This is a genomic window from Streptomyces sp. NPDC018026 (assembly GCF_044327745.1).
Lineage (GTDB): Bacteria > Actinomycetota > Actinomycetes > Streptomycetales > Streptomycetaceae > Streptomyces > Streptomyces rubrogriseus.
Genome location: NZ_JBIRFY010000001.1, coordinates 544102 through 558485 on the forward strand (window position 1 = coordinate 544102; position 14384 = coordinate 558485).

The following is a 14384-nucleotide window of genomic DNA, read 5'->3' on the forward strand; positions in this document are numbered from 1 at the left end:
CGGTTCGCCCGCCGAGCCCGGTGATCGCCCGTTTTGATCTGGTGGACATGTGAAGGAACTGTTGTTTGGATGAGGCGAGTTGGCGAAATCTCGTGGTCCGTTTGGAGGGTGAACGGTCCGTATCGGGGTGGGAGCCTCTTCCTGGCACTTCAGTGACTTGAAAATAGAGGAGTTATTCGTGCACCGCGCGAGACCAGTGGGTCCCACCGGATCGATACGCTTCGCCGCACTCGCGGTCGTCCTGGCCGCGGGCTCCGCGCTCATGACGGCGTCACCGGCCGTCTCCGTCACCGGCCCCGCCGCGGCCGACTCCGACACCACTCACGCGTACACCGCCCAACTGGTGATCGGCGACCACGACCGCGGCTGCTCCGGCGTCCTGATCGACACCGAGTGGCTGCTGACCGCCGCCAGCTGCTTCGCCGACAACCCCGCCGAGAGCCTCGCCGTGCCCCCGGGCAAGCCCGCCCTGGCCACCACCGCGACCATCGGCCGCGCCGACCTCACCGGCACGGGGGGCGCCGTCCGCAAGGTCGTGGAGCTGGTGCCGCGCACCGACCGTGACGTGGTCCTGGCCCGGCTGAACCGCCCGGTCACCAACGTCACCCCGCTCGCCCTGGCCACCACCGCCCCCACCGCCGGCGAGGAGCTGACGCTCGCCGGGTACGGCCGCAGCGCGTCCGAGTGGGCGCCGCTGAACCTGCACACCGGCGTCTTCTCGGTGGACGCGTCCGACGCCACCAGCGCGACGGTGACCGGCCAGGACGGCGCGGCCGCGTGCATGGGCGACACCGGCGGCCCGCTGGTGCGCACCGCGGACGGCACCCAGCGGCTGGCCGCCCTGGGCAGCCGCTCCTACCAGGGCGGTTGCTTCGGCATCGACGCCGCCGAGACGCGCACCGGCGGCGTCGTCAGCCGCGTCGACGACCTCGGCTCCTGGGTGGCGTCCAAGACCGGCGCCAACCGGATCACCGACTTCAACTGCGACGGAGTGGAGGACGTCGCCGTCGCCGACCCGATGGCCGACGTCGACACACACGCCAAGGCGGGCCTGGTCAGGATCGTCTACGGCGGCGGCAAGGGCACCGCCGAGATCACCCAGGACCTCGACTGGGTCCCGGGCGGCTCCGAGGGCAACGACCAGTTCGGTACGGCGCTGGCCGTCGTCGACTACGACGAGGACGGCTGCAGCGACCTCGCGGTCGGCACTCCGCGCGAGAACCTCGGCGAGGCCGTCGACGCCGGCATGGTCGACGTCCTGTACGGCGGCCGGGGCGGCCTCGGCACCTCGGTGACCAAGGCCACCCACTTCGAGCAGGGGGCCGGGGACGGGACCATCGGCGCCTCCGCGTCGGAGACCGGCGACCTGATGGGACAGGCCCTCGCGGCCGGTACCACCGCCACCGGCGAGCCGTTCCTCGCCATAGGCGTCCCGGGCGAGGGGCTCGGCTCCGTCGCCAAGGCCGGCCAGGTCTACTACGTCCGGGGCGGCACCAACGTGGGCGTCCACCAGAACAGGCTGGACGTGCCCGGCGTCGTCGAGGCGAACGACGGCTTCGGTGAGACGCTCGCCGCGGACGCCAACCACCTCGTGATCGGCGCCCCCGACGAGAACATCGCCGGTGACGACGGAGCGGGCCTCGCCGTGGTCTTCTCGCACACCCTCAACAGTGAGAAGCGGCCCACCGCGCTGTTCGGCCTCGACCAGGACCTGGACACGGTCTCGGGCGGTGCCGAGAAGGGCGACCGCTTCGGCGCGGCCCTGGCGCTGGCCCCGTACCGCCCCGAGGGCGCGGCGCGGGCCGACGAGTCGCTGCTCGCGGTCGGTTCGCCGGGCGAGGGCCTGGACCTCGGCGGTACCACCAAGGCGGAGGCGGGCAGTGTCTACGTCTTCCGGGTCACCGCGGACGGCAGCTTCGTCCAGATCCACGGCGGCATCTACGGCGGCACCAACGACGACGACGTCTCCGGCGCCTCCGAGGCCGGCGACCACTTCGGCTCCACCCTCACCGCCGTCAACACCGCACCGCGCGCGGTGAGCACCGCGGCGACCATGAAGCTGGCCGTCGGCATCCCGGACGAGGCCGTCGGCTCGACGGCCAGTGCCGGGGCGGTGCAGGTCTTCTCGCTGCTCGGTTCGCCCGGCGCGAGCGACAAGTGGATCGAGTCCGGTGACGGCGACGGTGTCCCCGGGACTCCGGGCGCGAACCAGCGCCTCGGCTCCAGCCTTCACTTCACCGGCACCCACCTGTACGTGGGCATGCCCTACGGTCCGACCAGCACCGGCGCGCTGTACGCCCTGCCGATGTCCAACGTGACCCTCGGCGAGCCCAACGCCGAGGTCACCGCCTACCAGCCGGGACAGGGCGGTCTCCCCGCCTCCGGCACCACCTTCGGGTTCGCGGCGCGGTAGTCGCCGCGTCAGTCCGGGCCGGCCGTGGCGTCCAGCGCCACGGCCGGCGCGTTCGCCGGGCGCGGCACGCCCGACGGGTCGAGCACGAACAGCGCGACGTCCAGCAGGTCGCCGCGGACCCGGGCGTCCTCGGCGTACCCGGCGAGCGAGAAGTACACGCCCCGCGCGGATTCCGCCATGGCCGTCAGCCACAGGCACTCCACGTCCCGCACCGAGGCCGGGCCCACCGTCGGATCCACCTGGACGACGAGGCCGGGCGCGGCCAGCCCGATGCCCGACAGCGGGCGCTGGTCCGCGCGGCGCACGTCCCGGTGGCCGAGGCCGCGCAGGTACAGCACGGCGGCCGTGACCGCGTCGCGGGCGGTACGGATCGGCACGGCCCGGTGCGCCGGGACCCGTGACCCCGGAGTGCGTCCGGACCGGCCCGCGGCCGTGGGGTCCACCGGCACGCACAGCACCGTCCCGCAGGGGCAGCCCAGCTCCGGCCGCGGCCACCGGCTCTCGGTCCCGCAGGCCGCGCAGCGCACCCCGATCCACTCCTCGTCCCAGGCCCGCCGGGTGACCGCGGTGGCGGCCCCGCCCGGGTCCAGCTCCGGGGCGACGGGCGCCCCGCACACACAGGGGTAGGACGGTGCCGTGTAGCGGTGCCGCCGCCCGCAGGCGGTGCAGCACACCGAGATGGTCTCGGACATGACCCCCATCGTCCTCTCTTGACGGCCCTCGGCTGCCCACTTACATTACTTCCAGATCGTAGAAAACAAATTTCGCTATACGGAAGTTGCTACGGAAGAAGCTCACCGCGGGGCGCGACGGGAGTGCGAATCCGACAGCCGGATCAGGAGTACTCGATGGCTCGTATGACCGCTGCCCGAGCGGCAGTTGAGATCCTCAAGCGCGAGGGCGTCACCGACGCGTTCGGTGTGCCCGGTGCGGCGATCAACCCCTTCTACGCGGCGCTCAAGGCGTCCGGCGGCGTCCAGCACACCCTCGCCCGTCACGTCGAGGGTGCCTCGCACATGGCCGAGGGCTACACCCGCACCCACCCCGGCAACATCGGCGTCTGCATCGGCACCTCGGGCCCGGCCGGCACCGACATGATCACCGGTCTCTACTCGGCGACCGGCGACTCGATCCCGATCCTGTGCATCACCGGCCAGGCACCGACCGCCGTGATCCACAAGGAGGACTTCCAGGCCGTCGACATCGCCTCGATCGCCAAGCCGGTGACGAAGATGGCGGTCACCGTCCTGGAGGCCGCGCAGGTCCCCGGCGTCTTCCAGCAGGCGTTCCACCTGATGCGCTCCGGCCGTCCGGGACCGGTCCTGATCGACCTGCCGATCGACGTCCAGACGACCGAGATCGAGTTCGACCCGGAGACCTACGAGCCGCTCCCGGTCTACCGGCCCACCGCCACCCGCGCCCAGATCGAGAAGGCGATCGGCCTGCTCAACGCCGCCGAGCGGCCGCTGATCGTGGCCGGCGGCGGTGTCATCAACGCCGACGCCGCCGACCTGCTCGTGGAGTTCGCCGAGCTGACCGGCACCCCGGTCGTGCCGACCCTGATGGGCTGGGGCCTGCTGCCCGACGACCACGAGCTGAACGCCGGCATGGTCGGGCTGCAGACCTCGCACCGCTACGGCAACGCGACCTTCCTGGAGTCCGACTTCGTCCTCGGCATCGGCAACCGCTGGGCCAACCGCCACACCGGCAGGCTGGACGTCTACACCGCCGGGCGGAAGTTCGTCCACGTCGACGTCGAGCCGACCCAGATCGGCAAGATCTTCGCCCCGGACTACGGCATCGCCTCCGACGCCAAGGCGGCCCTGGAGCTGTTCGTCGAGGTCGCGCGCGAGCTGAAGGCGGCCGGCAAGCTGCCCGACCGCTCCGCGTGGGCCGCCTCCGCACAGGAGCGCAGGGCCACCCTCCAGCGCCGTACACACTTCGACGACATCCCGATCAAGCCGCAGCGCGTCTACGAGGAGATGAACAAGGCCTTCGGCCCGGAGACCCGGTACGTCTCCACCATCGGCCTCTCGCAGATCGCCGGCGCCCAGATGCTGCACGTCTACCGGCCGCGGCACTGGATCAACTGCGGCCAGGCGGGACCGCTCGGCTGGACCGTCCCGGCCGCCCTCGGTGTCGCCAAGGCCGACCCGGACGCCCAGGTCGTGGCGCTCTCCGGCGACTACGACTTCCAGTTCATGCTGGAGGAGCTGGCCGTCGGCGCGCAGCACAGGATCCCGTACGTGCACGTCCTGGTGAACAACTCCTACCTGGGCCTGATCCGCCAGGCGCAGCGGGCGTTCGACATCGACTTCCAGGTCAACCTGGAGTTCGAGAACATCAACTCGCCCGAGCTGGGCGTCTACGGCGTCGACCACGTCAAGGTCGCCGAGGGCCTGGGCTGCCGGGCGATCCGGGTGACCGACCCGAACGAGCTGGGCGCGGCCCTGGAGCAGGCCAAGAAGCTCGCCGCCGAGCACCGGGTGCCGGTCGTCGTCGAGGCGATCCTGGAGCGCGTCACCAACATCTCCATGTCGGGCACCAACGACATCTCCAACGTGGTGGAGTTCGAGGAGGTGGCCACGGAGCCGGGCCACGCCCCGACCGCGGTCAGGACGCTGAAGGTCTGACGGACCGGGCGCCGAGGGCCGAGAGCGGCCCGTCCCTCTCCTCGGGGGGACGGGCCGCTCTCACCTGTGTACGGGCCCCATGTGTGCGGACCCCACATGTGTGCGGGCCCCATGTGTGCGCGCTCAGTCCGAGCCGCCGCCCCCCGAGCCGCAGCCGCCCGAGTGGTCCCCGTGGCCCGTGCCGCCCCCGTCGCCCGAGACCGAGTCCTCGTACTCGTCGCGCCACCTCAGGAACCTGCCCCGGCCCAGCGAGAAGCGCACCCCGTCGGCCGGTGCGCCCGGGTCCATCAGCCCGGTCCGCAGCGCGAAGCGGGGCAGCAGCAGGCGCAGGGCGGCATCACCGTGCAGGGCGACCGCGAGCAGCGTGTCCTCGTCCGTCAGCCCGTGCCTGACCGCCGGCAGCGGATGCCGCTCCCGCCAGAACGCCACCCGCCGGCGGGCGCCCCGGGTGGGCCTGAGCCAGGGGTGGGTCAGCAGTCCGTCCTCCGCGAGCGGGATGCGCGTCAGGGCCAGGGCCAGGCGCACGTCGGCGTGCCGGACCAGCTCGCGGGCGGTGAGCGGCTCGCGCAGACAGTCCAGGACGGTCCCCTCGAACGGCCCCAGTCCCTCCGGCTCCGGGCCCGCCGCGCACAGCGTCCTGCCCGGGCCGGTCTCCACGGCGCCCAGCAGATGCAGGGCGACCACCGCCACCGTGACGGCGGCCCGCGGCCCGCCGCCCAGCAGCGCGACCTCGTGCGGCTCCCACCCGATCTCCGTGCCGGCGTCCACGACACCACCCCCGTGCGCCCCGTGCTGTGCCGGGGTTGTGCCCGCTGCGGGTGACTCCTACGCGCGTTCAGTCACCGCGGTGCTCGTGGCGCTCATGGTGCTCGTGGGGCTCATGGCGTTGGTGGTGCTCGTGGTGTTCGTGCAGCCCCGGCCAGTCCTCCGGGCCGCCGCCCTGCCACTCGACCAGGTCGCTCGACTCGACGTCGGTCACGTACAGGTCGGCCAGCCGCAGCAGTTCGGCCACGTCGTCGACGTGCGAGGCGACACCCAGGGTCTCCTCGCCCGAGGTGACCCGGCGGGAGCCGTCGAGGGCGGGGGAGTGGACGACGATGTGCGGATGCTCGGGCGGGTGTGCGGTTGCCATGCCTCCAGGCTGCTGCGCGGGAGGCGAATCCGCACCCGGTGAACGCCGGGCAGCGCCGGATGCGGGACCGTCCGCATCCGGCGCTGCCCGGCCGGTGAAGGTTCTCGGTGCGAGGCGTCTTCACGTGGTGCCCGTCCGGCGGCGCGAGGCTGGGCGCGACAGGTCGTTCGCGCCGCCGGACGGAGTATGTGGGGCCTCTCGATCACGAGAGGCGGGTGGCTGGGACCGCGACGGTGCGACGGGCCGGAACGGCTCCTCCCCTCAGGTCGTAGGAGGAACGTCCCCGCCCTTCACCACCGCACTGGCTCGCAGGCCGCCGCGGTCCTCGCCCTGCCCGCGCCGGCACCTGGCGGTCACCCCTCATCCGGGCCGCTTCGGTGCCTGCGCGGGCCGCGCGCACGGTCCCGGCCTCCCCGCCGGGTCCCGTGCGCGAGCCGGTGGGTCAGTCCTCGCGCAGGGCGCGGACCGCCTCCTGCACGCGCTTGCCGTACTCGGGGTCGGCCGCGTGGAAGTGCGCGAGGTTCTTCTCCACGACGTCGCCCCGCGAGACCTGGGACAGACCGCCGGCGAGGTTCGCCACCAGGCGCTGCTTCTCGTCCTCGCTCATCAGCCGGTACAGCGCGCCGGCCTGCACGAAGTGGTCGTCCTTGGTGTGCAGCGGCGCCTCGTGCGTGCCGGTGTGGCCGGACACCGCGAGCGGGGCGGCCAGCGGCGTGCCGGTCTCGGCCGGGCCGTCGTAGGAGTTCGGCTCGTAGTTCTTGGCGTACCGGCCCTGCGGGTTGGCCGCCATCAGGCCGTCGCGGCCGTAGTTGGCGGCGCCGCCGGGCACGGCCTTCGGGGCGTTCACCGCGAGCTGGGTGTGGTTGACGCCCAGGCGGTAGCGGTGCGCGTCCGCGTAGGCGAACAGGCGGCCCTGGAGCATCTTGTCGGGGGAGGGGCCGATGCCCGGGACGAAGTTGTTCGGGGAGAACGCGGCCTGCTCGACCTCCGCGAAGACGTTGTCCGGGTTGCGGTCGAGCACCAGCCGGCCGACCCGCCTGAGCGGGTAGTCGGCGTGCGGCCACACCTTGGTCACGTCGAACGGGTTGAAGCGGTAGTTCGCCGCCTCGGCCACCGGCATCAGCTGCACGTGCAGCGTCCAGGACGGGTACACGCCCCGCTCGATCGCCTGCACCAGGTCCGTCTGGTGCGAGGTCGGGTCCTCGCCCGCGAGCTTCGCGGCCTCGTCGGCGGTCAGGCAGCGGATGCCCTGGTCCGTCTTGAAGTGGTACTTGACGAAGAAGGACTCGCCCTTGGCGTTCGTCCACTGGTAGGTGTGCGAGCCGAAGCCGTCCATGTGCCGGTACGACGCCGGGATGCCGCGGTCGCCCATCAGCCAGGTGACCTGGTGCGTGGCCTCGGGGGAGTGGGCCCAGAAGTCGAAGACGTTGTCCGGCTCCTGACGGCCGGTGAACGGGTCGCGCTTCTGCGAGTGGATGAAGTCCGGGAACTTGATCGGGTCCTTGATGAAGAACACCGGGGTGTTGTTGCCGACGAGGTCGTAGTTGCCCTCCTCGGTGTAGAACTTCAGCGCGAAGCCGCGCGGGTCGCGGACCGCGTCCGCGCCGCCGAGCGAGTCGGCCACCGTGGAGAAGCGCAGGAAGACCTCGGTGCGCTTGCCGACCGTGTCCAGGAAGTCGGCGTGCGTGAAGCCGCTGACGTCGTCGGTCACCTCGAAGTGGCCGTAGGCGCCCGAGCCGCGGGCGTGCACCACGCGCTCCGGGATGCGCTCGCGGTTGAAGCGGGCGAGCTTCTCGATGAGGTGCTGGTCCTGGATCAGGAGGGGGCCGCCGATGCCGGCGGAAGCGGAGTTCTGGTTGTCGGCGACCGGGGCGCCGGACTCGGTGGTGAGCACGCGCTGCGACATCGTGGACCTTCCGTGGCCTTGCAGACGAGGGTTCAGCGGAAACATCTAGTGGAAACTCGTTTCCGCTTCGTGGAGCCTAGATTTGGGACTGTGGCACGTCAACAGTTTGTTGAAGTGGGTTCCGGGCGGCGCCGCCGCTCGGGCGCGACATGACAGGTGTCAGCGACCGCGCCGCCCGGAGGTCTCATGGGGCCGGTACGACGGTCAGACCCGGCCGCCGGACAGGCGCTCCACGGCGCGCAGCAGCGCCGAGTGGTCCAGGCCGCCGTCGCCCTGGGCGCGCAGCGAGGCGACCAGCTGGGCCACCACGGCGCCCACCGGCAGCGCGGCGCCCACGTTGCGGGCGGCGTCGGTGACGATGCCCATGTCCTTGTGGTGCAGGTCGATGCGGAAGCCCGGCTTGAAGTCGCGGCCCAGGAAGTTGTCCTTCTTCCGCGTCAGCACGGTCGAGCCGGCCAGGCCGCCGCCCAGGACGTCCAGGGCGGCCTTCAGGTCCACGCCGGACTTCTCCAGGAAGACCACGGCCTCGGCGCACGCCTGGATGTTCACGGCGACGATCAGCTGGTTGGCGGCCTTCACGGTCTGGCCCGAGCCGTGCGGACCGCACAGCACGATGGTCTTGCCGAGCGCCTCCAGGAGCGGCTTGGCCTCGTCGAACTCGGCCTGCTCGCCGCCGACCATGATGGACAGCACGGCCTCGATCGCGCCGGCCTCGCCGCCGGAGACGGGGGCGTCCAGGACGCGGATGCCCTTGTCCTTCGCCGCCTCGGCGAGGTCCACCGAGGTCTGCGGGGTGATCGAGGACATGTCGATCAGCAGCGCACCGGACTTCGCGTTCTCCAGGATGCCGTCGGGGCCGTAGGCGATGGCCTCGACCTGCGGCGACGCGGGCACCATGGTGATGATCACGTCGGCGTCGCGGACGGCCTCGGCGATCGAGCCGGCCGCGCTGCCGCCGGCGGCGGACAGGCGGTCCAGCTTCTCCTGCTCCAGGGTGAAGCCGGTGACCTGGTAACCCGCCTTGATCAGGTTCTCGGACATGGGGGAGCCCATGATGCCGAGACCGACCCAGGCGACCTTGGGGAGCGTGCTCATGATGGGTACCTCTCTGGAAAATCTCTGAAGAGTTCTGCGGGTGGCGCTCAGCGGGCCGCGCGGGCCTCGGCCGGCAGCCAGGAGAAGGACTGGGCGCTGGGGTCGTCGCCGGGCTTGTACTCCAGGCCGACCCAGCCGTCGTACCCGGCCTTCCTCAGCCGGTCGAGCAGGTCCTCCAGCGGGAGGGAGCCCGTGCCGGGGGCGCCGCGGCCCGGGTTGTCGGCGATCTGGACGTGGCCGGTCCTCGCGGCGTACGCGTCGATCACCCGCGGCAGGTCCTCGCCGTTCATGGACAGGTGGTAGAGGTCCATGAGGAACTTGGCGTTGCCGAGACCGGTGGCCTCGTTGACCTTGTCCACGACCTCGATCGCGGCCGGCGCCGACACCAGCGGGTACCGCGGCGACTCGGGCGCGTTGAGCGCCTCGATCAGCAGGACCGCGCCGATCCGGTCGGCCGCGCGGGCGGCGAGGACCAGGTTCTCCAGCGCGAGCCGGTCCTGCTCGGCCGGGTCCACGCCGTCGACGCGGTTGCCGTACAGGGCGTTGAGGGCCGTGCAGCCGAGCGACGCGGCGAAGTCGGCGGCCACGTCGATGTTGGCGCGGAACCGGTCCGACTCCTCGCCGGGGAGCGACAGCGCGCCCCGGTCGGGGCCGGGCAGCTGCCCGGCGTAGAAGTTCAGCCCGGTGAGCCGGACGCCCGCGTCCTCGATCGCCGACTTGAGGGCGTCGAGCTCGGACTGCTCGGGGGTGGGCGAGTCGGTCCAGGGCCACCACAGCTCGACCGCGGTGAAGCCGGCCGCGGCGGCGGCCGCGGGACGCTCCAGGAGCGGGAGTTCCGTGAAGAGGATCGACAGGTTGACGTTGAAGCGCTGATCTGCGAAGCCCATCGGGTGCCGCGCTCCCTTCCGTTTCGATCGATGTTCCGCATTACGGAAGTTCGTTTCTGCGTAATGGAAGATTGCCGGTGGAGCGTGGCTGTTGTCAAGAGGGGGGCGGTGCAAAGCGGTCACCCCGCGTTAGGTTGACCGCGTGCGATTGAGAGTGGAGTTCACGACCGAACCCTTCGACCTGGACGAGGCGCCCGCCCACGCGGTGGTGGCCCGGGAGGTCGTCGAGGCGGCCGAACTGGACGCGGTGGACGTCGGCCCCTTCGGCAACACCGCCGAGGGCGGCGCCGACCAGGTGCTCACCGCCGTGGACGCGCTGCTGCGCCGTTCCCTGGAGGCGGGTGCGACCCGGATCTCGCTCCAGGTCAACGTGGTCGGAGAGGGCGCCGAAGCGGAGGGCGAGCGGTGACCGGCCCGGCCGAGGAGCCGTTCATCGCGGCCGTCAAGCCCCTGGTCGACGCCATGGGCGGCGAGATGCTGCCGCCGGACGAGGCGGGTCTCGAGGACGTCGTGCTCTCCTGGGAGGGCGCCGACGTCGTCGCCGTGCGCCTGCCCCAGCTCGCCGACTCCCTCGACCACATCCTGGCCGCCATGGAGCGCCGCCGGGGCAGGCCGCTGGCCGACCTGGACCGCCGCACCAAGCAGGAGGTCGTCCGGGCCCTGGAGGCGCGCGGCGCCTTCGCCGTACGGCACGGCGTGGAGACCGTCGCGAGCGCCCTCGGCGTCAGCCGCTTCACCGTGTACAACTACCTCAACCGCGAGAAGGGCACCTGACCTGCACGGTTCCCCCGCACCACCAGCCGCCGTCCGGTAACCGGGCGGCGGCTTTTCCGACCCCGAATTTTCAACAAAGTGTTGACGGCTTGTTTCCGAGGGCGTTAGCTATCGGCACGCCCGCTCAGCACAAGGCCACGGAGGCTCCCGTGACGTCCACTTCCGCGACGGGCCTGGCCCGCTTCAACACCCTTGAGGAGACCGCGGCACTCGCGGAACTCCACGAGGCGTGCGCCGCCACGGCGTGGGCCCGGCACCTGCTCGCCGCCCGCCCCTTCGCCACCCTTGAGGAGCTGTACGCCGCCGGCGACGCCGCCATGGCCGAACTGACCGCCGAGGACCTCGCCGAGGCGATGGCCGGGCACCCGCCGATCGGCCGGCCCAAGCCGGGCGATCCGACCTCGTCCCGCGAACAGGCGGGCATGGCCGGTGCCGCCGAGGAACTCAAGGCGGAGATGCTCGAACTGAACCTGGCCTACCAGGAGAAGTTCGGCCACGTCTTTCTGATCTGCGCCACCGGCCGGACCGGTGAGCAGATGCGGGACGCGGTGAAGGAGCGGATCGGCAACTCGCCCGAGCAGGAGCGGGAGATCGTCCGCACCGAACTGGGGAAGATCAACCGCATCCGCCTGACCCGACTCGTCGAACAGGACGCCCGACCATGAGCACCAGCACCACCGCCTCCGTGTCCACGCACATCCTGGACACCAGCGTCGGCCGCCCCGCCGGGGACGTCGCCGTCCGCCTCGCCGCCCGTACCGGCCGTGATGCGGACTGGCGGGCACTCGGCGGCTCCGCGACCGACGCCGACGGCCGGTGCAAGGACCTCCCGGCCCTGCCGGAGGGCACCACCCACGTACGGCTCGACTTCGACACCGAGACGTACTTCGCCAAGAAACAAGCCGCGGCCCAGCAGGACGCCCCCGCGCTCCGGGACAGCGAGAACGGCCGGCCCGTGTTCTTCCCCGAGGTCACCATCACCTTCGCGGTGGTGCCCGGCGAGCACTACCACGTTCCGCTGCTGCTCAACCCGTTCGGCTACTCCGTTTACCGAGGGAGCTGACCGACACATGACCCGTTTCGTCCTGGGACAGAACCAGTACGGCAAGGCAGAGAACCGCGTCGTCAAGATCACGCGCGACGGCGACACGCACCACATCAAGGACCTGAACGTCTCCGTCGCCCTGTCCGGCGACATGGAGGAGGTCCACCGCAGCGGTTCCAACGCCAACGTCCTGCCGACCGACACCACCAAGAACACGGTGTTCGCCTTCGCCAAGGAGCACGGCATCGAGAGCGCCGAGGACCTCGGCGTCAAGCTCGCCCGCCACTTCGTGGACAACAACGAGCCGATCCACCAAGCCCGCATTCGCGTCGAGGAGTACGGCTGGGAGCGGATCGAGACCTCCAAGGGCGGCGCCCGCTTCGTCGGCGCGGAGGAGATCGCGCACTCCTTCGTCCGCACCGGCCAGGAGACCCGCGTCGCGCAGATCACCTACGACGGCCACGGCATCCAGGTGCTCTCCGGCTTCAAGGACCTCACCGTCCTGAACTCGACCAACTCCGAGTTCTTCGGCTTCCTCAAGGACAAGTACACGACCCTCCCCGAGGACCACGACCGCATCCTCGCCACCACCGTCTCCACCTGGTGGCGGCACAACTGGGACGGCATCGACTCGCACGCCCCCGACTGGGACCGCTCCTACGGCGGGGTGCGCAAGCACGCGCTCCAGGCGTTCGCCGAGACCTACTCGTACTCGCTCCAGCAGACCCTCTTCGAGATGGGTGTGCGGGTGCTCAACTCCCGCGACGAGGTCGACGAGATCCGCTTCTCGATGCCCAACAAGCACCACTTCCGCTCGGACCTGTCGCCCTTCGGGATCGACAACGACGCCAAGGACGGCGCCGTGTACTACGCCGCCGACCGCCCCTACGGCCTGATCGAGGCCACCATCCTGCGCGACGGCGCCGAGCAACTCATCCCGGTCGACATGACCAACCTCTGACGCGGGACGCGCGCCACCGGCCCGGCCACTCGGGCCGGTGGCGCGCCACACCGGAGGAAACACCATGGCACAGCCTGCAACGGAGCCGGCGAAAGGCTCACGTCCCACCCCGCCACCGGAGCACACCGAGGACGCCGTCACGTCCGTGCACCCGGTCGACGAGAAGCTCCACCCCTCGCGGCTCGTCCCCGCCGCGCTCCAGCACATCGCCGCCATGTACGCGGGCGTCGTCACTCCTCCGCTCATCATCGGCCAGGCCTGCGGCCTCGACATCGAGGGCCGCACCCGGCTGATCGCGGCCTCGCTGCTCATCGCGGGCGTCGCCACCCTGCTCCAGACCCTCGGCGTCAAGGGCTTCGTCGGCAACCGCCTGCCGTTCGTCAACGCCGCCTCCTCGGCCGGTATCGCGCCCATCCTCGCCATCGTCGAGACCAACGCGAAGGGCAGCCAACTCCCCGCCGTCTACGGCGCGGTGATGGTCGCCGGGGTCTTCTGCCTCGCCGTGGGACCGTTCTTCGGCCGACTGCTGCGCTTCTTCCCGCCGCTGGTCACCGGCGTCGTCATCACCCTCATCGGCGTCACGCTGATGCCGGTCCCGGTCGGCTGGGCCCAGGGCGGCGACAAGACCGCCGCCGACTTCGGCTCGATGCGCAACCTCGCGCTCGCCGCCTTCACCCTCGCGGTCATTCTCGTCGTCCAGCGCTTCGGCAAGGGCTTCGTCAAGCAAGTGGCCCTGCTGTTCGGCCTGTTGATCGGCACCCTGGCCGCCATCCCGTTCGGCATGGCCGACTTCGGCGCCCTCGACTCCGCGCCGGTCGCCGCGCTGCCCACGCCCTTCGCCTTCGGCGCCCCCGAGTTCCAGCCCGCCGCCATCCTGTCGCTGTGCATCGTCATGCTGGTGCTGATGACGGAGTCGTCCGCCGGCATGCTCGCCCTCGGCGAGATCTGCGACCGCCGCGCCGACGCCAGGGTCATCACCCGCGGCCTGCGCACCGACGGCCTCGCCACCCTGGTCGGCCCCGTCTTCGGCGGCTTCCCCACCTCCGCCTTCGCCCAGAACGTCGGCGTCGTCTCCCTCACCCGGGTGCGCAGCCGCTACGTCGTCGCCGTCGCCGGTGCCACCCTGCTCGTCCTCGGCGCCTTCCCGGTCCTCGGCGCGGTCGTCTCGCTGGTGCCGATGCCGGTGCTCGGCGGCGCGGGCATCGTCCTCTTCGGCTCCATCGCGGTCAGCGGCATCCGTACGCTGTCCGAGGCCGGACTCGACGACAGCTCCAACATCATCCTGGTCGCCGTGGCGCTCGGCGCGGGCATCATCCCGCTCGCCGCGCCGACCTTCTACGCCGAGTTCCCCGCCTGGGCCCAGACCGTACTGGGCTCCGGCATCAGCGCCGGAGCGATCGTCGCGGTCGCCCTCAACCTGTTCTTCCACCATCTCGGCACCCGGAGCCGCCATCCGGTTCCGGCACTCAAATCCTCCTAGGGTCCTGCCGTGCCCTCCCCGCGGGTACTCGACTCCCCGCCCACGGGCCCCACCGAAA

14 protein-coding genes are annotated in these 14384 nt (G+C 71.5%); 8 read left to right on the forward strand and 6 right to left on the reverse strand.

Annotated elements, in window-relative coordinates; translation table 11 throughout:
* Positions 1–178 precede the first annotated feature (178 nt).
* Positions 179–2413 (forward strand): trypsin-like serine protease, encoded by a 2235-nt coding sequence (locus ACH4D3_RS02225; RefSeq protein ID WP_398315422.1) that lies wholly within the window; start codon positions 179–181, stop codon positions 2411–2413.
* 8 nt (positions 2414–2421) lie between these two features.
* Here the strand turns inward: ACH4D3_RS02225 and ACH4D3_RS02230 are convergent, their stop codons facing one another.
* Positions 2422–3114, reverse strand: a complete 693-nt coding sequence (locus ACH4D3_RS02230; protein ID WP_398315424.1) for a hypothetical protein — start codon at positions 3112–3114, stop codon at positions 2422–2424.
* Between the two features lie 147 nt (positions 3115–3261).
* Here ACH4D3_RS02230 and gcl point away from each other — a divergent pair, with 147 nt between their 5' ends.
* Positions 3262–5046: a glyoxylate carboligase gene (gene gcl / locus ACH4D3_RS02235; RefSeq protein WP_398315426.1), complete on the forward strand. Its 1785-nt coding sequence runs from the start codon at positions 3262–3264 to the stop codon at positions 5044–5046.
* Between the two features lie 123 nt (positions 5047–5169).
* On the opposite strand, the gene ACH4D3_RS02240 is transcribed toward gcl, so the two are convergent.
* From ACH4D3_RS02240 to ACH4D3_RS02260, 5 genes are all read right to left on the reverse strand, one after another.
* A complete protein-coding gene (locus ACH4D3_RS02240) occupies positions 5170–5814 on the reverse strand; it encodes a TIGR04222 domain-containing membrane protein (protein ID WP_398315428.1) in 645 nt (214 codons plus the stop codon).
* Positions 5815–5881: 67 nt separating this feature from the next.
* Positions 5882–6178, reverse strand: a complete 297-nt coding sequence (locus ACH4D3_RS02245) for a hypothetical protein (protein ID WP_398315430.1) — start codon at positions 6176–6178, stop codon at positions 5882–5884.
* Between the two features lie 442 nt (positions 6179–6620).
* Positions 6621–8084 carry a catalase gene (locus tag ACH4D3_RS02250; RefSeq protein WP_398315432.1) on the reverse strand — a complete coding sequence of 488 codons (1464 nt, stop codon included), beginning with the start codon at positions 8082–8084 and terminating at the stop codon, positions 6621–6623.
* Positions 8085–8288: 204 nt separating this feature from the next.
* Positions 8289–9179 (reverse strand): 2-hydroxy-3-oxopropionate reductase, encoded by an 891-nt coding sequence (locus ACH4D3_RS02255; RefSeq protein ID WP_398315434.1) that lies wholly within the window; start codon positions 9177–9179, stop codon positions 8289–8291.
* Positions 9180–9226: 47 nt separating this feature from the next.
* Positions 9227–10066, reverse strand: coding sequence for a TIM barrel protein (locus ACH4D3_RS02260; RefSeq protein WP_398315436.1), 840 nt, complete (start codon positions 10064–10066; stop codon positions 9227–9229).
* Between the two features lie 142 nt (positions 10067–10208).
* Between ACH4D3_RS02260 and ACH4D3_RS02265 the strand changes: the two genes are divergently transcribed.
* From ACH4D3_RS02265 to ACH4D3_RS02290, 6 genes are all read left to right on the forward strand, one after another.
* Entirely contained in the window at positions 10209–10475 is a 267-nt protein-coding gene (locus tag ACH4D3_RS02265; protein WP_007445522.1) for a hypothetical protein, read from the forward strand.
* The gene (locus tag ACH4D3_RS02270; RefSeq protein WP_115744936.1) at positions 10472–10840 is read left to right on the forward strand and encodes a helix-turn-helix domain-containing protein; all 369 of its coding nucleotides are present in this window, start codon (positions 10472–10474) and stop codon (positions 10838–10840) included. The genes ACH4D3_RS02265 and ACH4D3_RS02270 overlap by 4 nt, the downstream gene beginning before the upstream one ends.
* A gap of 149 nt (positions 10841–10989) precedes the next feature.
* The gene (uraD, locus tag ACH4D3_RS02275) at positions 10990–11505 is read left to right on the forward strand and encodes a 2-oxo-4-hydroxy-4-carboxy-5-ureidoimidazoline decarboxylase (RefSeq protein ID WP_398315438.1); all 516 of its coding nucleotides are present in this window, start codon (positions 10990–10992) and stop codon (positions 11503–11505) included.
* Positions 11502–11903 carry a hydroxyisourate hydrolase gene (gene uraH / locus ACH4D3_RS02280; RefSeq protein WP_398315440.1) on the forward strand — a complete coding sequence of 134 codons (402 nt, stop codon included), beginning with the start codon at positions 11502–11504 and terminating at the stop codon, positions 11901–11903. Before uraD ends, uraH begins: the two co-directional genes overlap by 4 nt.
* A gap of 7 nt (positions 11904–11910) precedes the next feature.
* A complete protein-coding gene (pucL, locus tag ACH4D3_RS02285; RefSeq protein ID WP_398315442.1) occupies positions 11911–12846 on the forward strand; it encodes a factor-independent urate hydroxylase in 936 nt (311 codons plus the stop codon).
* Positions 12847–12910: 64 nt separating this feature from the next.
* Positions 12911–14326, forward strand: a complete 1416-nt coding sequence (locus ACH4D3_RS02290; protein ID WP_398315444.1) for a nucleobase:cation symporter-2 family protein — start codon at positions 12911–12913, stop codon at positions 14324–14326.
* The last annotated feature ends 58 nt before the right edge of the window (positions 14327–14384 follow it).

Excerpts from the sequence above, each read along its gene's own strand:
- ACH4D3_RS02230 (WP_398315424.1), bottom strand. The coding sequence starts at position 3,114 with ATGGGGGTCATGTCCGAGACCATCTCGGTGTGCTGCACCGCCTGCGGG.
- gcl (WP_398315426.1), top strand. The coding sequence starts at position 3,262 with ATGGCTCGTATGACCGCTGCCCGAGCGGCAGTTGAGATCCTCAAGCGC.
- ACH4D3_RS02245 (WP_398315430.1), bottom strand. The coding sequence starts at position 6,178 with ATGGCAACCGCACACCCGCCCGAGCATCCGCACATCGTCGTCCACTCC.
- ACH4D3_RS02250 (WP_398315432.1), bottom strand. The coding sequence starts at position 8,084 with ATGTCGCAGCGCGTGCTCACCACCGAGTCCGGCGCCCCGGTCGCCGAC.
- ACH4D3_RS02255 (WP_398315434.1), bottom strand. The coding sequence starts at position 9,179 with ATGAGCACGCTCCCCAAGGTCGCCTGGGTCGGTCTCGGCATCATGGGC.
- ACH4D3_RS02260 (WP_398315436.1), bottom strand. The coding sequence starts at position 10,066 with ATGGGCTTCGCAGATCAGCGCTTCAACGTCAACCTGTCGATCCTCTTC.
- uraH (WP_398315440.1), top strand. The coding sequence starts at position 11,502 with ATGAGCACCAGCACCACCGCCTCCGTGTCCACGCACATCCTGGACACC.
- pucL (WP_398315442.1), top strand. The coding sequence starts at position 11,911 with ATGACCCGTTTCGTCCTGGGACAGAACCAGTACGGCAAGGCAGAGAAC.
- ACH4D3_RS02290 (WP_398315444.1), top strand. The coding sequence starts at position 12,911 with ATGGCACAGCCTGCAACGGAGCCGGCGAAAGGCTCACGTCCCACCCCG.